At 69.7% G+C, this 18,669-nt stretch carries 14 protein-coding genes; 7 read left to right on the top strand and 7 right to left on the bottom strand.

Translation table 11 applies throughout. The features are described 5' to 3' along the window. Window positions 1–66: 66 nt before the first annotated feature. The 4 genes from valS (at window position 67) to HNR73_RS02110 (ending at window position 6,519) form a co-directional block, all read left to right on the top strand. Window positions 67–2,595 (top strand): valine--tRNA ligase, encoded by a 2,529-nt coding sequence (gene valS / locus HNR73_RS02125; protein ID WP_203686105.1) that lies wholly within the window; start codon window positions 67–69, stop codon window positions 2,593–2,595. A 157-nt stretch (window positions 2,596–2,752) separates the two neighbouring features. Beyond that, window positions 2,753–2,932: a hypothetical protein gene (locus tag HNR73_RS02120; RefSeq protein ID WP_184785483.1), complete on the top strand. Its 180-nt coding sequence runs from the start codon at window positions 2,753–2,755 to the stop codon at window positions 2,930–2,932. 104 nt (window positions 2,933–3,036) lie between these two features. Next, window positions 3,037–4,710, top strand: a complete 1,674-nt coding sequence (locus tag HNR73_RS02115) for a BCCT family transporter (protein ID WP_184785482.1) — start codon at window positions 3,037–3,039, stop codon at window positions 4,708–4,710. A gap of 138 nt (window positions 4,711–4,848) precedes the next feature. After that, a complete protein-coding gene (locus HNR73_RS02110) occupies window positions 4,849–6,519 on the top strand; it encodes a serine/threonine-protein kinase (RefSeq protein ID WP_184785480.1) in 1,671 nt (556 codons plus the stop codon). Here HNR73_RS02110 and HNR73_RS02105 read toward each other — a convergent pair whose 3' ends face one another. The 4 genes from HNR73_RS02105 to HNR73_RS02090 all read right to left on the bottom strand — a co-directional run bounded on the left by HNR73_RS02105 (window position 6,520) and on the right by HNR73_RS02090 (window position 13,912). Then, entirely contained in the window at window positions 6,520–7,896 is a 1,377-nt protein-coding gene (locus HNR73_RS02105; RefSeq protein WP_184785479.1) for a cytochrome P450, read from the bottom strand. A gap of 361 nt (window positions 7,897–8,257) precedes the next feature. Continuing rightward, window positions 8,258–8,440: a hypothetical protein gene (locus tag HNR73_RS02100; RefSeq protein WP_184785474.1), complete on the bottom strand. Its 183-nt coding sequence runs from the start codon at window positions 8,438–8,440 to the stop codon at window positions 8,258–8,260. A 201-nt stretch (window positions 8,441–8,641) separates the two neighbouring features. Further along, window positions 8,642–12,529 (bottom strand): GH92 family glycosyl hydrolase, encoded by a 3,888-nt coding sequence (locus tag HNR73_RS02095; RefSeq protein WP_184785473.1) that lies wholly within the window; start codon window positions 12,527–12,529, stop codon window positions 8,642–8,644. Window positions 12,530–12,697: 168 nt separating this feature from the next. Then, complete coding sequence (locus tag HNR73_RS02090) at window positions 12,698–13,912, bottom strand: cellulose-binding domain-containing protein (protein ID WP_203686107.1); 1,215 nt, start codon at window positions 13,910–13,912, stop codon at window positions 12,698–12,700. Between the two features lie 142 nt (window positions 13,913–14,054). Here HNR73_RS02090 and HNR73_RS02085 point away from each other — a divergent pair, with 142 nt between their 5' ends. Together HNR73_RS02085 and HNR73_RS02080 are read left to right on the top strand one after the other, a co-directional pair. Continuing rightward, window positions 14,055–14,489 (top strand): VCBS repeat-containing protein, encoded by a 435-nt coding sequence (locus HNR73_RS02085; protein WP_184785471.1) that lies wholly within the window; start codon window positions 14,055–14,057, stop codon window positions 14,487–14,489. 180 nt (window positions 14,490–14,669) lie between these two features. Beyond that, window positions 14,670–14,885 (top strand): hypothetical protein, encoded by a 216-nt coding sequence (locus HNR73_RS02080; protein WP_184785469.1) that lies wholly within the window; start codon window positions 14,670–14,672, stop codon window positions 14,883–14,885. A gap of 5 nt (window positions 14,886–14,890) precedes the next feature. Here the strand turns inward: HNR73_RS02080 and HNR73_RS02075 are convergent, their stop codons facing one another. After that, window positions 14,891–15,808 (bottom strand): NADP-dependent oxidoreductase, encoded by a 918-nt coding sequence (locus tag HNR73_RS02075; protein ID WP_184785467.1) that lies wholly within the window; start codon window positions 15,806–15,808, stop codon window positions 14,891–14,893. A 76-nt stretch (window positions 15,809–15,884) separates the two neighbouring features. Then, window positions 15,885–16,433, bottom strand: coding sequence for a GNAT family N-acetyltransferase (locus HNR73_RS02070; RefSeq protein ID WP_184785466.1), 549 nt, complete (start codon window positions 16,431–16,433; stop codon window positions 15,885–15,887). Window positions 16,434–16,504: 71 nt separating this feature from the next. Between HNR73_RS02070 and HNR73_RS02065 the strand changes: the two genes are divergently transcribed. Further along, a complete protein-coding gene (locus HNR73_RS02065; protein ID WP_184785464.1) occupies window positions 16,505–17,110 on the top strand; it encodes a TetR/AcrR family transcriptional regulator in 606 nt (201 codons plus the stop codon). A 43-nt stretch (window positions 17,111–17,153) separates the two neighbouring features. On the opposite strand, the gene HNR73_RS02060 is transcribed toward HNR73_RS02065, so the two are convergent. Continuing rightward, complete coding sequence (locus HNR73_RS02060) at window positions 17,154–18,620, bottom strand: MFS transporter (protein ID WP_184785462.1); 1,467 nt, start codon at window positions 18,618–18,620, stop codon at window positions 17,154–17,156. Window positions 18,621–18,669: the final 49 nt, after the last annotated feature.

Here is an 18,669-nt window from a genome sequence, read left to right as displayed (position 1 = left end):
ATGGCGTGCGTGGCCACGCGTGGCGTGGGTACGCTGCCAGCCATGACGAACTCCCAGAATCCACGTGTGCCAGAGAAACCGACCCTCGACGGGTTGGAGGCCGCGTGGGTACAGGTATGGGAGGACACCGGCGTCTACCGCTTCGACCGCTCGAAGGTGCGCGAGGAGATCTTCTCGATCGACACCCCGCCGCCGACGGTCTCCGGTTCGCTGCACATCGGGCACGCGTTCTCCTTCACGCACACCGACACCGTGGCCCGTTTCCAGCGGATGCGCGGTAAAGAGGTCTTCTACCCGATGGGCTGGGACGACAACGGCCTGCCCACCGAGCGCCGGGTGCAGAACTACTTCGGGGTCCGCTGTGACCCCTCGCTGCCCTACGACCCCGACTTCACGCCACCGGAGAAGCCGAGCCGCCAGCAGATCCCGATCTCGCGCGGGAACTTCATCGAGCTGTGCGAACGGCTGACCGTCGAGGACGAGCAGGCCTTCGAGGAGCTGTGGCGGCGCCTCGGGCTGAGCGTCGACTGGTCGATGACGTATCAGACGATCGACACGAACTCGCGCGCCACGGCGCAGCGGGCGTTCCTGCGCAACCTCGCACGGGGCGAGGCCTACCTCGCCGAGGCGCCGACGCTGTGGGACGTCACGTTCCGCACGGCCGTGGCGCAGGCGGAACTGGAGGACCGCGAACGTCCCGGCGCCTACCACCACATCACCTTCCACACGCCCGACGGCGGCACCGTCGAGATCGCCACGACCCGCCCGGAGCTCCTGCCGGCCTGCGTGGCGCTGGTCGCGCATCCCGAGGACGAGCGCTATCAGGGCCTGTTCGGCTCGACCGTGCGCACGCCGGTGTTCAACGTCGACGTCCCCGTCGTCGCCCACCGCCTCGCCGACCCCGAGAAGGGCACCGGCATCGCGATGGTCTGCACCTTCGGTGACACCACCGACGTGGTGTGGTGGCGGGAACTGGACCTCCAGACGCGCTCGGTCCTCGGTTTCGACGGGCGCATCCTGGCCGAGCCGCCGCGCGGCCTGACCGACGCGGGCGGCCTGGCCGCCTACGCCGAACTGGCCGGGAAGACCGTGCACAGCGCCAAGGCGCAGGTCGTCGAGCAGCTGCGCGCCTCCGGTGACCTGATCGGCGAGCCGCGGACGATCTCGCACCCGGTGAAGTTCTTCGAGAAGGGCGACAAGCCCCTGGAGATCGTCACGACCCGCCAGTGGTACATCCGCAACGGCGGCCGTGACGAGGCCCTGCGCGAGCGGCTCCTCGAACGCGGCCGCGAGCTCGACTGGCGCCCGGCGTACATGCGGCACCGCTACGAGTCGTGGGTCGGCGGTCTGGCCGGCGACTGGCTGATCTCGCGGCAGCGCTTCTTCGGCGTGCCGATCCCGGTCTGGTATCCCCTCGACGAGGCCGGCGACCCGGTCTACGACCGGCCGATCGTGCCGGGCGAGGACGTGCTCCCGGTCGACCCGAGCGTCGACGCGCCGCCCGGTTACGAAGCGGCGCAACGTGGTCGGCCGGGTGGCTTCACGGGTGACCCGGACGTGATGGACACCTGGGCGACGTCCTCGCTGACGCCGCAGATCGCCGGTGGCTGGGAGCGTGACGCCGACCTCTTCGGCCGCGTCTTCCCGATGGACCTGCGGCCGCAGGCGCACGAGATCATCCGGACCTGGCTGTTCTCCACCGTCGTGCGTGCCCACCAGGAGTTCGACGCGCTGCCGTGGAAGCACACCGCCATCTCGGGCTGGATCGTCGACCCCGACCGCAAGAAGATGTCGAAGTCGGTGGGCAACGTCGTCACCCCGATGGATCTGCTGGAGAAGTACTCCAGCGACGCCGTGCGCTACTGGGCGGCCTCGGGCCGTCCCGGGACCGACACCGCCTTCGACGAGGGACAGATGAAGGTCGGCCGCCGCCTGGCCGTGAAGCTGCTCAACGCGAGCCGCTTCGTGCTCGGCATCGGTGCCACGACCGAGCACCTCGACCGGCTCGACGCGATCACCGAACCGCTCGACCGCGCTCTCGCGGCCCGGCTGGCGTCCACCGTGGACGCCTGCACGAACGCCTTCGAGGCCTTCGACTACGCCAAGGCCCTCGACGCGGTCGAGGCCTTCTTCTGGCTCTTCTGCGACGACTACGTCGAGCTGGTCAAGTCACGCGCGTACGGCGACGCCGGCGAGGCGCCGGCCGAGTCGGCCCGGGCGACGCTCGCGCTGGCCCTGTCGACGCTCCAGCGGCTGTTCGCGCCGATCCTGCCCTTCGTGACCGAGGAGACCTGGTCGTGGTGGCAGGAGGGCTCGGTGCACCGCAGCCCCTGGCCGTCGCCGATCCTGGTCACCGACGCCGACCCGGAACTGCTGGACACGGCGGTGGCGCTCATCGGGGCGGTCCGCAAGGCGAAGTCGGAGCAGAAGCTGTCGATGCGCGCCGAGGTCGCCTCGGTGCGGGTGACCGCCGCGCCGGAGACGGTGGAGCGGGCCCGGGCGGTGCTCGGCGACGTGGGCAAGGCCGGGAGCATCGGCGAGGTCGTGCTCGAAGCCGCCGAGGGCGCCGAACTGGACGTGAAGGTCTCGGTCTGACGCACTGACGACGACGGCCCCGGCATCGCGCCGGGGCCGTCGCTTTGCGTAGAGCAGTTGATCATTGGTAATTACCCAAACACTCTTCGTATGCGGTCCGGTGTACACGTCTCCCCTAACCTTCTATTCACCGGCCCCTCCCCGTCCAGGAGATGACATGAAGAGCTTCAACAAGATCGCCGACCGTCTACTCACCCGCCTCGTCCCGCCGGCCGAGGCGCAGGCCGCACCCTGCGAGCGCAAGCGTCAGCGCTGCGACGGCGGCAGCCTGTACGACTGCTGGTACGACTACTGCCAGGGCTTCTACCTGAGCTGCGTTCGCATCGGCTACTGCTAGACCGGCACCCGGTACGCGGCCCCGGCTTCGCGCCGGGGCCGTTTTGCGTGCCCGCCCGGCGAGCCGCGCGGGCCGGGCGCGCCACAGCGGACCATAGTGATGAAATGTCGGAAACATCCCACGCGGAGGGCGTGCCCGCCGTGCCCGCGGAGAAGTCCCTGCCCATCGACAAGGTGGTCTTCGGACTCGGCGCGATCATCGTCTTGGCCGTCGTCGCCTGGGGTGCCCTCGGCGGCGACTCCCTGAACACCGTGGCGGGTTCGAGCCTGGGCTGGGTGCTGCACAACTTCGGCTGGCTCTTCGTCGTCGCCGCCGACGTCTTCCTCGTCCTGGCCGTCGTCATCGCCGCCAGCCGCTTCGGCCGCATCCGGCTGGGCACCGACGACGAGGAGCCCGAGTTCACCACCCTCGCGTGGGTGGCGATGATGTTCAGCGCGGGCATGGGCATCGGCCTGATGTTCTACGGCGTCGCCGAACCCCTGACGCACTACGCGTCCCCTCCCCCGGCGACGGGCGTGGCGCCGCTCAGCGACGACAGCGCCCGCACGGCGATGGAGTACACCTTCTTCCACTGGCTGCTGCACCCGTGGGCGATCTACGCCGTCGCCGGACTCGCGCTGGCCTACGCGACCTTCCGCAAACGGCGCGGCAACCACCTGTCGGCGGCCTTCGTCCCACTGCTCGGGGAACGCCGCGCCAACGGCGGTCCGGGCCGGGCGATCGACCTGCTGGCGATCTTCGCGACGGTGTTCGGGTCGGCGACGAGCCTCGGGCTGGGTGCACTGCAGATCGCGGCGGGCTTGCAGCTGGTCGCCGGGGTGCCCGACAGCCGGGCCGTCGAGCTGATCATCATCGGCGCGCTGACCGCGGCGTTCGTGGTCTCGGCGTTCTCCGGGGTGCACCGCGGTGTGAAATGGCTGAGCACGGCCAACCTGATCCTGGCCGCGGTGCTGATGGTGTTCGTCTTCGTCGTCGGGCCGACGGTCTACATCCTCGACGTGCTCCCGGCCAGCGTCGGCGGCTACCTCAACGACCTGCTGCCCATGGCGACGCGGACGGGCGCGTTCTCCGACGCCGACTGGCTTGGCACGTGGACGATCTTCTACTGGGCGTGGTGGCTGTCCTGGGCGCCTTTCGTGGGGACCTTCATCGCGCGGATCTCGCGCGGGCGGACGGTGCGGCAGTTCGTCGTCGGCGTGCTGCTGGTGCCCAGCGGCGCCAGCGCGGTGTGGTTCTCGGTGCTGGGCGGCGCGGCGATCCGGACGCAGTCGACCGGCCACGCCGACCTGGTCGGCAAGCTCGACGAGGGCGGCGAGGAGGCGGCGCTGTTCGGGCTGCTGGAGTCGCTGCCGTGGTACACGATCACCTCGATCGTGTGCGTGATCCTGGTGGCGCTGTACTTCGTGACCGGCGCCGACTCGGCCTCGCTGGTCCTCGGGTCGCTGTCGAGCCGGGGTTCGCTGTCGCCGCGCAAATGGCTGGTGGTGACGTGGGGCGTGCTGATCGGGGCGGTCGCCGGTGTGCTGCTCGTCGCGGGCGGACTGGAGGCACTGCAGCAGGCGACGATCCTGGTGGCGCTGCCGTTCGTGCTGGTGATGCTGGCCTTGTGCTGGTCGCTGCTCAAGGAGCTGCGGGAGGACCCGGGCGCCGGGCAGGTGCCGAAGCACGCCCTGCGCGGGCTGCGGGCGGCGGTGAGCGCGGCCGTCGGCGAGGCCCTCGACGCCGGCTCGGTGCGGAGGCGCCTTCGCGGGCGCACCGGGCCGTCGTCGGGGCCCTAGCGAGTGCCTCGGCGGCGATAACATCCGTTCCGAATTAACGGCGGCCCAACGGATCCCACGCCTGACGGTGGTAGGCCATAATGGTCCGGCCGCGGTCGCGGTGAACAAATCTCCAGGAACTTGTGAGAGGAAGTCGCCGTGCCCGTCGGGGATCTGATCGTGGACAGGTACCGGCTGGACGAACGCATCGCGGCCGGGGGCATGGGCGAGGTCTGGCGCGGCACCGATGTGCGGTTGAAGCGTCCGGTGGCGATCAAGATGCTGCATCCGGGTTTGTCGGACAGCGAGGAGTTCCGGGCGCGTTTCGTGTCCGAGGCGACTCTGGTGGCGGCGTTGAACACCAGGGGCGTCGCGGCGATCTACGACTACGGCGAGGAAGAGACCCCGGACGGCGTCAGGGCTTACCTGGTCATGGAGCTGGTGAGCGGGCGGTCGCTGGCCGACGTCCTCCGCGACGACGGTCCTCTGGGCGTCGCCGAGACCACACGACTCATCGTCGCCGCCGCCGAAGGACTCCACGCCGCCCACTCGGCGGGGATCATCCACCGCGACGTCAAGCCCGCCAACATCCTCATCACGTCGCGCGGGATCGTCAAGATCATCGACTTCGGCATCGCCCGGAGCAGCGGCGACCCCAGCCTCACCGACACCGGCATGGTGATCGGCACCGTCGTCTATTCGGCACCCGAGCATCTCACCGACGACGATCCCACACCGGCGGTCGACATCTACTCACTCGGGATCGTCGCCTACGAATGCCTCACCGGAGCGCCACCCTTCGCCACCGGAGCATCGGCGGCGATCATGTTCCGCCACCTCTCCCACGACCCCGCACCACTCCCCGACAACGTCCCCGCGGCGCTGTCAACGGCCATCATGAAGGCACTCCGCAAAGACCCCGCGGACCGGTGGGAGACCGTACAGGAGTTCGGGCTGGCCTGCCTCGACACGTCCGAGACGGACGTGTCGGTGGGGCTCGCGGCACCGATCGTCGCGGACACCGGCGAACCGCATGTCAACGACCCGGGTGGCGAGGAACCGGAAGCCGAGGAGACGCCCACGCTTCCCGAGGCGACCGACGAGCCCGATGCGGATGAGTCGCCGACCGTCCCCGAGGAACCCGAGGCCGCACCACCCGCCGAACCCGAGGTGACGTCGCCACCACCGGCCGCACCCGACGACGACTCCACACCGGAGCGACCCGACCCGCCCACCGCGCCCGAAGGTCGCCGCCGTCGACGGCTACTCGTGCTCGCGTGCGTCGTCACCGCCCTCCTCCTCGCCGGAATCATCACCTGGCAACCCTGGCGGGGATCAGGACCGCAGGGCGGCGAGGGCGCCGACGGCGGCCTCCTGTCCGGCCCGTCGAGCCCGTCCAGCGGAACCGGCCAGCAGTCGGCCAACCCGCAGGCCGACGGTTCGAGCGGCAGCGGGACGTCCCCCGAGGGCGACGATCCGACCACGCAACCCGGCTCGACAGGCGGCGGTGACGGCAACGGCGATGGCAACGGTGATGGGGAGGACGGAGGCGGGAGCGACCCCGGCGACGGGGACGGGGACGACGACCCGCCCGGTCCGGCCACCGCCAAAGTTCCCGACCTCACGGGGATGGCGGTTGAGAAGGTCGCCGCGAAACTACGCGGTTCCGGCTTCGAGAAGTCCGAGGCGGTGAAGGCGGGAGGGGAGAACGACGCCGATTGCGTCGTCCTCGACCAGTCGCCGAAACCGGGCGTGACCGCCGAACTCTCCACCACCGTCACGTTCTACTACAAGGACGGGTTCCCGTTCTGCGACGTCTTCGGACCCTGATCAGCGGCTCCTGACGACCGCCCGCGCGTCGTCGGGCCGCAAGGTCGCCGACGGGACGGGCCGGACGGGCTTCTTCGCGGTCGGCTCGACCAGCCAGCGTCGTGCCCACACCGCGAGGGTCATGGTGACCTCCAGCTCGGCGAAGGCCTCGCCGATGCACTTGCGCCGCCCGGCGCCGAACGGCAGCCAGGAATGGCGCGGGATCGACTTGGCGCGCTCGGGAAGCCAGCGGTCCGGATCGAAGCGCTCCGGGTCGGGGTATACGGCCGGGTTGCGGTGGATCGCCCAGGGCGAGAACACCAGCTCGGCACCCGCCGGGAGCCGGTAGACCGTGCCGTCGGGTCCGTCCACGTCGACGTCGGCGACGACCTTGCGGGTCACCAGCCACGGCGGCGTGTACTTGCGCAGCACCTCCTTGACCACGCGGTGGGTCAGTTCGAGACGGCCGACGGTGGCGAGGTCGGCCGGTCCCTCACCGAAGGCCGCGTCGGCCTCGGCGCGAACGCGCGCGGCCAGGTCCGGGTCGTCCCCGAGGACCCGCCAGGCGAAGGCGAGGGTGTTGGAGGTCGTGTCCGTCGCCGCCACGAAGAGCGTGACGACCTCGTCGCTGACCTGCGCGGCCGACAGGCGCTCCCCGGTGTCGGGGTTGCTGGCCGTGAGCAGGCCGGTGACCAGGTCCGAGGGCGCGGTCTCGGCGTCGTCGGCGAGGAGCTTCTCGTGGTGGGCGACCAACTCGGCGAGGGTCTCCCGGATATAGGCGACCGAGGAGACGAAGTGCCGGTTGCCGGGCAGGTGGTCGCCGGCCCAGCGGGGCAGCATGGCGCGCGGGTTGAGCCCGTCGAGGAAGCGTGGGAAGTGCTTCTCGACGTCGGTGGCGACGCGGTCGGCGAGGTCGGTCATGGACAGGCAGCGGGCGGCGACGGTGAGGGCGTTCTTGCGGCCCTCGGTCTGCAGGTCGAGGGTCTGGCCGTCGTGCCACTCGCTCGCGCGCCGGTCGGCCTCCTCGGCCATCACCGCGACATAGGAGTTGATCTTGTCGCGATGGAAGGAGGGGTTGACGATGGGCCGGTTGCGGCGATGGGTGGCGTTGTCGGTGGTCAGCAGGCCGTCGCCCATGAGGGGCTTGAGCTTCTCGAACTGGGTGCCGCGGATGATCGCCTCGCCGTGTTTGACGAGGATCTGGTAGACCAGTTCGGGATCGTTGGCGACGTAGAGGACGCGCCCGCCGAGGCGGTAACGGATGAGCGGCCCGGCGTCCCGGAGCGCGGCGAAGGCCTCCAGAGGTCTGGCGCGCAGGAGGTTGCCCAGACGGGCGAGGTTGCGCGGACTCAGACCGCGCGCGGGCGGTGTCACCGTGCTTTGTCGGGCAGCGTTCATCGTCACTCCACTGTGGAGTAGAAAGGCCGGATCAGGGGAGCCTAATGATCAGGGCGAATCGGCTCTGTCCGATCAGTGACATCCACTGTAGACGGACGAAAGCCCAGGTCAAGGGCTCGCGCGAGGCCAGGGTTCAAATACCGGCGAAAACCCGGACCACCCGGCCGTAACCGTTTCCAGTACCCGTCGGCGCGGCACGCGGAAAGCCGAGCAAAGCGGACGCGTGGCGGCGCGGGGAAACCGTTCGCGGCGGACGGGACGGTCGAACGGCGGCGAAATCAGTCGGGCGGGGTTCACCGGAACGCTTAAGTGACAAGGCGAAGGGCGCGCCACGCGGCGCGCCCCTCCTCGTGCGGAAGTCCTAGCAGGTGCCGGAAACGAGCTTCCACTGTCCGACGAAGCCGGTGCAGCGGTCCCGAAGACGCTTCATGCCGTGGTTGTTGATGCACGCGTACTCGTAGTACTCGCACGGTGCGGCGGCCGCGCGCGCTTCGGGCGCGACACGAGCGACCAGGCGGTCGGCGAGCTTGTTCAGAACCTTCATGGGAACTCCTTTGTGCAAGGGACGGCTCGCACTCGGACGAGTGGGTCAGCGGTCAGCCTAGGAGCGGGGAGCATAGGCGACCGCATATTCAAGATCGTCTTATTAATACATTGCGGACATCGTCGAGGTAACGTTCCCATTCACTGAATGGCGACATCGCGGAGGGAGCGCACCGAGTCGATGCGCCCCTCCGGTTCGGCGTCAGCCGCCGAGGAACTCCACTTCCGCCAGACTCGTCGTCGCCTCACCGCTGTTGCCGGTGATCTCGATCCGGTAGAACCGGTACTTCCCCGGATCCTCGACGGTGAACGCCCGCGTCTGGTTGCGCCAGGCGAAGACCTCCCCGGAGCGCCGGTCCACCTCAGTCCACTTGCGACCGTCCTTCGAGGCCAGCACCCGCCAGCTCGACGGGTCGCCGGGCGAGGCGCCGGACGTCAGCGTGTACATCCCGGCCCGTTCGCGTGCGGCCAGCTCGCAGTCGACGGTCATGGTCGCGCCGTCGACGGTCACCTCGGTGCCCGAGTCGTCGTCGAACAGCTCCGGTGTCGCGCTCGAAGCGCCCTCGGCCACGTCGCGCAACGGCGTCGGGACCTCGCCGTCCTTGGTGATCGACGGCGGCGCGGCGTCGCGGCCGGTGCCCCACTTCGAGGGGCGCGGGCCCATGTCGAAGTCGAGGCGACCGCCCGAGGCCAGCAGGTCGTGCGGCAGGAAGGTCTTGTCGTAGCGCTGCCCGTTGACGCGCAGGCCCTGGACGTAGACGTTCTTCGCGGTGTTCTTCGGCGCGTTGATCACCAGGTCGCGGCCGTTCTCCAGGTGGATCGTCGCCTTGGTGAACATCGGCGACCCGACCGCGTAGGTGTCCGAGCCCATCTGGAGCGGGTAGAAGCCCAGCGCGGAGAAGATCCACCACGCCGACATCTCACCGTTGTCCTCGTCACCGGCATAGCCCTGGCCGATCTCGCTGCCCAGATAGAGCCGCGAGGTCGCCTCACGGACCAGCGCCTGCGTCTTCCACGGCTGCCGCGCGAAGTCGTACATGTAGGCGATGTGATGGGCCGGCTGGTTGCTGTGCCCGTACATGCCCATGCGCACATCGCGCGCCTCGGTCATCTCGTGGATGATCCCGCCGTAGGAACCGGCGTTGGCCGGGTCGGCGGTCTCCGGCGTGCCGAAGAACGCGTCGAGCTTCGAACCCAGCGCGTCGGTGCCGCCGTACAGGTTGGCCAGGCCGCGGCCGTCCTGCGGGACGGTGAAGGCCATGTTCCACGCGTTGGTCTCGGTGTAGTCGTGGCCCCACTCGGCCGGGTTGAACTCCCCGGCCGGGACCCGCCACTCCCCCTCGGCGTCGCGGCCCTGGAAGAAGTCGATCGAGGGGTCGAACATGTTGACGTAGTTCTGCGCGCGGTTGATGAAGTACTCGTGGTTGGTCTTGTACTCCTCCGCGCGCGGCCCGTGCCGGTCGGCCTCATAGAGGGCCTTCGACATGTTCGCGATGCCGTAGTCGTTGAGGTAGCCCTCCAGCGCCCACGACATGCCTTCGCCGGTGTCGGTCGAGGTGTAACCGAGGAAGATCGAGGTGTCGAGCCCCTTGCGCCCGACGCCCGCACTGGGCGGCGCGACGGTCGCGTTCTTCACGGCGGCGTCGTAGGCGGCCTCGACGTCGAAGTCGGTGACCCCTTTGAGGTAGGAGTCGGCGAAGGCGACGTCGGAGCTCGTGCCCGTCATCAGGTTGGCGTAACCGGGCGAGGACCAGCGCGAGATCCAGCCGCCGTCCTTGTACTGCTGGACGAAGCCGTCGATCATCTCGGCCGTCCTGCCGGGCGTGAGCAGCGTGTACGCCGGCCAGGTCGTGCGATAGGTGTCCCAGAACCCGTTGTTGACGTACATCGGTCCGTCGACGATCGCGGCCCCGGTGTGCGTCGGCGTGTCAGGGCCGGCCTTCGGCGAGAACGGGCTGGCGTAGCGGATCACCGGCCGCTCGGGAGTGCCGGTGTTCTCGTGCCCGATGTTGGGGTACAGGAAGAGCCGGTACAGGTTGGAATAGAGCGTGGTGAGCTGATCGGGAGTTGCGCCCTCGACCTCGATGATGCCGAGCTTGGCGTTCCAGGCGGCCTGGGCGGCGTCGCGGACGGTGTCGAAGGAGGCGTCACCGATCTCCATGGCGAGGTTGGCCTTCGCCTGGTCGAGACTGATCAGCGAGGTCGCGATCCGCATGGTCACGGTCTTGTCGTCCCCGGCGTCGAAGCGCAGGAACCCGGTGACGTTCGGCCGCCCGCTGCCGGGCAGCCGCTCACCTCCGGTGACCTCACGGTCGAACTCGGCGTACACGAACAGCCGCGTCGCGCCCGTGGACAAACCACTGCGGACGTCGGAGAAGCCCGACACGGTGCCGGTCTCGGTGTCGAGGGTCAGGCCGCCGTTGTCGTTGACGTTGTCGAAGATCAGCGCGGCGTCGTCACCGGGGAAGGTGAAACGGAACAGCGCGGAGTGGTCCGACGGCGCGATCTCGGCGCGCAGGCCGTTGTCGAAGCCGACGCCGTAGTAGTGCGCTCGCGCGACCTCGTTCTCATGCCCGAACGGCAGCGCGCGAGCCGTGCGCGAGGGGTCGGGGGTGCCCTCGGCGATCGAGGGCATCACCTGGAAGGTCTGCCGGTCGCCCATCCACGGGCTCGGTTCGTGACTGATGGACAGCGCCTGGAGACTCGGGCGGTTGGCGGCGTTGTTGGCGCGGTGGTACTCGTACAGCCAGCTCGTCGTACCGGCGTTGGTGACCGGCGTGTAGAAGTTGAAGCCGTGCGGAACGGCCGTCGCCGGGAAGTTGTTACCGCGCGAGAAGCCGCCCGAGGACTGGGTTCCGCGCGTGGTGAGCACGTAATCACTGGGCAGGACGCGCGCGTCGGCCGGAGGTGCGGCCACGATCGCGATGTCGTCGACGAAGTTCCGGAACCAGGTCGGCGGGCCCGAGGGATTGTCGTAGGCGACGAGGATCCGCGTGATCCGCTTGCCCGCCGCGGCGGCGCCGATGTTCGCGGCCTTGCGGTTCCACTGGCCCGTGTACAGCGTCTTCGACTCGCCCTGCGAGCGCGGGTCGAGCTTGACGCCGTGCTGGTCGACCGCACCGAGACGGGAGAGGTAGGTCCCGTCGTCGAACGCGAGGTCGACGGCCGCGTAGGTGCCGGGGTCGCGCAGGTCGCCGGGTGTGTGGCCGACGAACATCAGGTACGACAGCTCGGTCGTCGGCGTGACGAGGATGTCGACGTCGAGGATCTTGTTGTACGAGTAGGCGCGGCCCTCGACGAGGTGCCTGCCGGAGAACTGGAGCGAGCGCATGCCCGTATAGCCGACACGGCCCTTCGCGGTGGGCGAGGAGGGCGGGCCGGAGGTCGTGAAGCTCTTCATGTCCGTGACCGGCGGTGGCGTGGTGTCGCCGTCGGACAACTGCACCTCGGAGAGCTGGACGATGCTCCCGGCGCCGTTGCGGGTCACGTCCAGCCGGTAGTGGGCGTAGGCCGTGGTGTTCTCGAAGCGGTATTCCTTCGTCTCGAACCGCTCGGGGAAGTCCTCGCCGGTGCGGCGGTCGAGATCGGTCCAGGTCAGGCCGTCGGCCGAGCCCTGGAGGGTCCAGTCGACCGGGTCGCGCTCCTCGGCGTCGTTGGCCGAGGACAGGGCGTAGTGGACGACGGCGACGGGCTCGGCCAGCTGGAAGGCGACCCAGCCGGTGCTCTGGAAGACGAGCCACTTGGAGCCGACGTCGCCGTCGGCGAGGTTCTCCTTGACCTCGTCGGGCGCGTTCTCACCGCTGGCCGTGACCGCGACAACGGTGCCCATGACGTTGCCGGGGATCCCGCATGCGCCCGCATGGGAACAGTTTGCGCCGTCGACGCCCTTGGTGAGGCGCTCGCCCGAGGGCGTGGTCTCGACCGTGTCGGACCAGTCGGGCAAGGGCTGGCCCTCCTCGAAGGAGGTGGCGAAGTCCGCGCCGGGCTCGGCGGCGGAGGCTTGGGTGGGAATGAGCGTGCTCGCAATCAGGGTCAGACAGGCCGCGGCCACCGTCCACTGTGAGCGGTGGACCTTCCTGTTTAATCTCATGTCGACGTCTCCGGGGGTGAGGCGGGCATGGATACGCCGTGGCGTGCGCCCACCCTCCCGAAGAGGGACAACGTTGTCAAGGTCACCCCGGCGCCGACCCTAACAGGCCTTGATCGACATGACGGCCCGGAGGACCCAACTCCTCCGGGCCGTGCCGCGCGGGGGCCGCTAGTAGCCGTAGCGGCTCTTGAGGTGGCGCCACCAGTCGCGCAGCATCCACCGGTCGAACTCGGTGATCGACGAGGCGCTGCCGGCCTTCATGATGAAGCAGCAGACGCCGGCCGGGGTCCAGTCGTAGAAGTCGTCGAGGCCGAAGGAATGGCCGACCTCGTGCAGGAGTATGTGGATGTTCTCCTGCCCCACAGCGCCGACGAAGTACTCGCTCCCGACGCGCTGACCCCAGTCGCCGCCCGCGCCGCCGCCGAAGCCGGAGGTGAGCCACAGCGACATGTCGTAGTGGTGTGCCTTGCCGCCGGGGCAACCGGAGTAGTTCCCGTCCTGATGGAAGAAGCGCCCGCAGGGCGTCGAGCACTGGGGTGCGTTCTCGTTGATGTCGTTGACGTAGACGTCGACGGAGTTGTCGGTCCACTGGAGCTGAGCGCGGTCACGGACGGCCCAGCCGACGACCTTGACCGGCACGGTCGCGTAGGGCCAGTTGTTCCAGCCGGTGAGCGCGGCCATCCACTTGCCGAACTGCCGGGTGAGGCCGGCGTGGATCTGGTCGCGGAGTGCCGCCGAGACCGGCGCGGAGGAGTCCCAGCGGACGCAGTAGTTGATCTGGCCGCCGTTGGCGAAGAGCTGGTCCCAGCCGTAGTTGCGGAACCCGTAGAGGTTCGGGTACGTGCTCTCGACGTGGTTCCAGACCTCGGTGAGGCCGGGCGCGAGGACGGCGGGCGGGGTCCACGGGTCGCCGGGCGGCGTCGTGGGACCGGTCGTCGGGCCGGTCGTCGGTGTCGTGCCGCCGGTGCAGGTCACGCCGTTGAGGGCGAAGGCCGACGGGACGGTGTTCTGGCCGCTCAAGGAGGCGTTGAAGCCGAAGGAGACGGTGGCGCCGGTGGCGATCGAGCGGTTCCAGTCGACGTTGACGGCGGTGGCCGCCGCGCCGCTCTGGGTCACCTGAGCGTTCCAGGCCTGGCTCACCCGCTGGCCGGCGGGGAAGGTCCAGGTGAGCGACCATCCGTCGACGCGGTCGCCGAGGTTGGTCAGGCCGATCTCGGCGGTGAAGCCGCCGCCCCACTGGGAGGCGATCCGGTAGTCGGCACGGCAGCCCGGCGCGGCCGCACCGGCCGTCGGAACGCGGGATAAGAGTCCCGCCACCGCGACGACGGCGCTGAGGACGGCGAGCAGCGAGAGTCGCGCACGCCTTCTGCTGGGAGATCTCACGATGTCTCCTCACTGGTCACGGGCTCCCCCGTCGCCCGATAGTTAGTTTGGACTCCACACTATCGACTGTCGCCCGGAGTGGTGCCGACGGCGACTTCGTAAGATGCGAGGTTCCGAACACACGACAGTCAGGACGGGTGCGATGAGTGAAGCCGAGGAGACCGCCAAGCCGGTCGTGTACGACCTGAACGGCGACGGGGTGCCCGACGAGGTCACCGTCATCGGCGAGACCAAGTACATCGACTACAACGGCGATGACAAGTTCGACGCGGTCGTGCAGCCCGACGGCGAGGTCTACGTCGACCTCGACGGCGACGGCACGTTCGAGACGCACGCCATCGACTCCGACGGGGACGGTGTCATCGACACGCTGGAGACCGACCTCGACGGGGACGGTGTTCCCGACGTGATCGAGAAGGATCTCGACGGGGACGGGCGCTTCGACGTGGTCGAGCGCCGGGGGGTCGCACTGCAGGCGGCCGAGGCCGAAGAGGCCGCGGAGGCCGCCGCGGAGGGCGAGGAGCCCGCCGAGCCGGCGGAGGCCGAGGAGAAGAAGGCGGCCGACGCCGCCGAGTGACGCCGACGGCGACGGGCGGCCGCCGCGCGGCCGCCCGTCGGTGTTCACTTCACGCGCCCGAACAGTTCCTCTCCACAACCAGTGCGAAACGCCGTGACGCGCGTCACACTTGAGGCAGATCGTCGCAACTCCGTCCGATGTGGACGGTTCGGTCGACGCGCGACCGGAAGGACGCCGCCGATGAAAGAGGTGCCCGCCATCGTGCTGGTGGCATTGGCGCTGGCGATTCTCGGCGTGGAGATCGCCGCCCTGCTCACCAAGAAACCCGGCGACACCATCAGCGAACGGACCCGGGCCCTGCTCGGGATCCGGCCCGCACGGTGGTGGCGGCCCGTCGGCATCCTCGCGCTCGCGGGGTTCGCCGGATGGTTCGTCGTGCACATCGTGTTCGAGTGACGACGTCAGTCGTTGACGAACACCAGCTTCCCGGTCAGGTGCCGGGCCTCGACGAGGCGATGAGCCTCGGCAGCCTCGTCGAGGTGGAAGGTGCGGGAGACGCTGACCACCAGGCCGCCTTCGCGCCACAGTTCGACCAGCTCCGCCAGACGCGCCGCCGAACGCGGTCCGACGATCCTTCGCACACCCAGCCGCTCGGCCTCCTCCCCGGCGGCGATCGTGCCGATGCGCGGGAGGTCGGGACACAGCTCGATCGAGTCGAGCAGCGTCCGCTCCCCGCCCGCCGCGTCGAAGACCGCCGTGACACCGCCGGGCGCGACCTCGCGGACCCGCTCGACGAGGCCCTCGCCGTAGGTCACCGGGATCGCCCCGAGCGAGCGCAGATGCTCGTGGTTGCGTTCGGAGGCCGTGCCGATGACCGTCGCGCCGAGTTCGCGGGCCAGTTGCACGGCCATCGTGCCGACACCGCCCGCGGCGGCGTGGATCAGGAGGGTGTCGCCTTCGCCGACACCGAGGAACTCCATCGCCACGTGCGCGGTCTGACCCGAGGCCGACAGCGAACCGGCGATCTCCCATGGCATCTCCGGTGGTTTGGCGACCAGCTGGGAGGCGGAGACGACGGCCTCTTCGGCCTGGCAGGACAAGGGCTGGAAGCCGAGAACCTCGTCGCCGGGTGAGACGTCCACGACGTCGCCCGCGCAGGCCTCGACGATGCCCGCGTACTCGTTGCCGAGTGTGATGGGGAACTCCAGAGTGAGCCCCCGGGGCGCCATCCCACGCCGGATGTAGGTGTCGACCGGCTGGATGCCGGCGGCCTTGACGCGCACCCGCACGTGGCCGGGACCGAGCTCGGGGAGCGGGCGGTCGACGAGTTCGAGCACCTCCGGACCGCCGAAACGGTTGATGACGACAGCATTCGGCATGAGCCGATCCTTTCAGCAGACGAACGCGCCCATCGGCGTTCTCACGTCGAGCGTGATCCCCCAACCGCGGTTGAGGTCAAGCCCGGGCGCGCCACTCGTCGGCGAGAAGTGACCACAGCTCGACGTCGACGTGGGTGCCGCGCGTCGGGAAGGCACCGCGCAGGACGCCTTCCCTGGTCATGCCGAGTCGTTCGGCGACGGCGGCGCTGCGGGTGTTGGCGGGTTCGCAACGCCACTCGACGCGGTTGATCCCGCGCTCCTCGACGGCCCAGCCGATCATGTGGCCGGCCGCCTTGGTGATCAAGCCGCGGCCGCCGGCCTCCGGCGCGAGCCAGACGCCGATCTCGCAGGTGGCGAAGCGCGTCTCGAAGGTGCGGAACATGGTGCCGCCGACGAGTTTCCCGGCGTCCCAGATGCCGAAGATGCGGCGGCCGTCGGCGGCGGTGCCCTCGGCGAAGAGCCGGAGCCAGTCGCGGGCGGCGTCGACCTCGACCATCTTCTCGGCCCAGGGCAGCCATGGTGAGAGGTTGGGGAGGTCGCGGACGCAGTAGTCGGCGAACTCGGCGGCCCGCCAGGGTTCGAGCGGGCGGAGTTCGGCGGAGTCGTCGAGGGGGTGGGCGAACATGATGCCTCCGAGGTGCATAACAAATGTTTGGTACGTAGCATAGGCACGCCCCCACCGGAAGGACAACCGAGATGCCCGCACGCGGAGACCATGACGCCCGCCGCCGTGACCTGTCGGAGGCCGTCTGGCGGGTCGTGGCCGAACAGGGCTTCACGGGACTGACGATGCGCGCCGTCGCCGCCGAGATGGACGCGTCGACCGGCCTGGTGACGCACTATTTCCCCAGCAAGGCGGCGCTGGTGAGGCACGCACTGGAACTCGCGGCCGAACGCGTGGACACGATGGAGCGGCACGTGCCCTCCGCGCCTGGCCTGGCAGGACTGCGCGCGGCGATCCTGGACGTGGTGCCGGTGGATCCCGAACGCGTGGCCATGAACCGGGTCTGGGTGAGTTCGTGGGACCTGGCCCTGGCCGACCCCACCCTTGGCGAGGCGCAGCGTGAGCGTTACGACCGCTGGCGCGCTCGGCTGCGCGGGCATGTGGAGGCGGCGGTCGCACGCGGCGAACTGCCGGATGGTGCGGATGTCGACGACGTGGCCGTGTCGGCGGCGGCGTTCACGCACGGGCTGGTGACGCAGGCGCTGTTCGATCCGGCGGCGTTTCCGGTGGCGAGGCTGGAGGGGTTGGTGGCGGGGTTCGTGGAGGGGTTGGGGAGCCAGAACCCCAACCCCTCGTGACACGCACGTGCCCAGGCGGCGGCCGCGCCGGTCGAGAGACCGCTCAGGCGGCGAGCGCGGAATCCGCCGCCCGCCGCGGCTTCGGCGAAGTGGTCTTGAGCCGCGTCGCGAGGACGAGGGCGATGAGCAGCACGATGCCTCCGGTCGCGAACACGACGTCGACGGCCGACACGAAGGCCGCGATCGCGTCCGCCCGCGCACCCGGCTCCAGTCCGGCGATCGCGGCGACGGGGACGCCCGGCACGTCGGCGTCGTAGAGCCGGAACAGCAGCGAGCCGAAGGCCGCGGCGCCGAGCGCGCCGCCGAGGGTCTGGAAGAAACGGATCCCGGTGGTGGCCACCCCGAGGTGCCTCGGCGGCGCGGCCTCCTGGACGGTGAAGATGAGCGTCCCGAGCAGTTGCCCGAATCCGACTCCGAGGAGCAGCATCTCGCCCCGGATCGCCCACAGCGAGGTGTCGACGGCGGTGAACGCGAGCAGGCCCATCGCGACGGCCGACACCGCGGTCCCGGAGATCATGAGCGTCCGCGCGGACCAGCCGAGGCGGCCGGTGAGCAGCCCGACGAGGGCGAGCCCGCCCGCGAAGGGGATGAGGAAGGCTCCGGCGTCGGTCGAGGAGATGCCCCGGGCGACTTGGAGGTAGGTCATCACGTACATGATCGCGCCGATCATCGCCACGCCGATGAGTCCCTGGATCGCGAACCCGATCGCCACGGCGCGGATCCGGAACAGCCGAAGCGGCAGGATCGGCTCGGCCGCGGTCGCCTGCCGCCACAGGAACAGGGCGAGGACGACCACGACGGCCGCGCTCAGTCCGATGACCTGCGGGGAGCCCCAGGCGTACGTGGTGCCGCCCCACTCGGTGACCAGCAGTAGCCCGGACGCGAAGGCGGCGGCCAGCGCGGCGCCGAGGTAGTCGATGCGGTGGCCGGTGGTGTGCTTCGGGAAGCGCAGGGTGAGGGCGCCGGCGACGACGATGAGCGCGCCCAGCGGCAGGTTGATGTAGAAGATCCAGCGCCAGTTCCCGGCGTCGGCGAACAGGCCGCCGATCAGCGGCCCGACGGCCATGCCGAAGCCGGCGAAGATCCCGCCCATGCCGCCGCCCTTGGCGCCGGCGTCGGGGTCGCCTTCCTTGACGCGGGCGATGACGACCATCGTCACGCTCATCAGCCCGCCGCCACCGATGCCCTGGACGGCGCGGTAGGCGATCAGCTGGCCCATGTCCTGGGCGGTGCCGCACAGCGCCGAACCGAGCATGAAGACGGTCACCGCGCCGAGGAAGACGCGCTTGGCGCCGTAGACGTCGCTGAGTTTCCCGTACAGCGGCAGCGCCGCCGTCGACGCCAATGCGAAGGCACTGACCAGCCAGGGCATGCGCTCCACGCCGTGCAGTGGGTCGAGTTCCCGGACGATCGGGACGGTCGCCGCCGAAACGATGTTCTGGTCGAGGACGGCCAGCACGATCGTCGCCAGGCAGACGACCATGCCGATCTTCTTCTGCTTCTCGGTCATGCCCGCAACCATAGGCATATTTTTTGACCCGGTCAATATTTTGGTGCGG

The sequence above is a fragment of the Phytomonospora endophytica genome, from assembly GCF_014202425.1.
Taxonomy (GTDB): domain Bacteria; phylum Actinomycetota; class Actinomycetes; order Mycobacteriales; family Micromonosporaceae; genus Phytomonospora; species Phytomonospora endophytica.
Note: the sequence above shows the minus strand (reverse complement) of the source record. Positions and strands in the feature narration are given on the sequence as shown.

What these genes read in the sequence shown, in the direction of transcription:
- HNR73_RS02120 (WP_184785483.1), top strand. Translation starts at nt 2,753, where the DNA reads ATGAAGAGCTTCAACAAGATCGCCGACCGTCTACTCACCCGCCTCGTC.
- HNR73_RS02115 (WP_184785482.1), top strand. Translation starts at nt 3,037, where the DNA reads ATGTCGGAAACATCCCACGCGGAGGGCGTGCCCGCCGTGCCCGCGGAG.
- HNR73_RS02095 (WP_184785473.1), bottom strand. Translation starts at nt 12,529, where the DNA reads ATGAGATTAAACAGGAAGGTCCACCGCTCACAGTGGACGGTGGCCGCG.
- HNR73_RS02100 (WP_184785474.1), bottom strand. Translation starts at nt 8,440, where the DNA reads ATGAAGGTTCTGAACAAGCTCGCCGACCGCCTGGTCGCTCGTGTCGCG.
- HNR73_RS02080 (WP_184785469.1), top strand. Translation starts at nt 14,670, where the DNA reads ATGAAAGAGGTGCCCGCCATCGTGCTGGTGGCATTGGCGCTGGCGATT.
- HNR73_RS02065 (WP_184785464.1), top strand. Translation starts at nt 16,505, where the DNA reads ATGCCCGCACGCGGAGACCATGACGCCCGCCGCCGTGACCTGTCGGAG.
- HNR73_RS02075 (WP_184785467.1), bottom strand. Translation starts at nt 15,808, where the DNA reads ATGCCGAATGCTGTCGTCATCAACCGTTTCGGCGGTCCGGAGGTGCTC.
- HNR73_RS02105 (WP_184785479.1), bottom strand. Translation starts at nt 7,896, where the DNA reads ATGAACGCTGCCCGACAAAGCACGGTGACACCGCCCGCGCGCGGTCTG.
- HNR73_RS02060 (WP_184785462.1), bottom strand. Translation starts at nt 18,620, where the DNA reads ATGACCGAGAAGCAGAAGAAGATCGGCATGGTCGTCTGCCTGGCGACG.
- HNR73_RS02085 (WP_184785471.1), top strand. Translation starts at nt 14,055, where the DNA reads ATGAGTGAAGCCGAGGAGACCGCCAAGCCGGTCGTGTACGACCTGAAC.
- HNR73_RS02070 (WP_184785466.1), bottom strand. Translation starts at nt 16,433, where the DNA reads ATGTTCGCCCACCCCCTCGACGACTCCGCCGAACTCCGCCCGCTCGAA.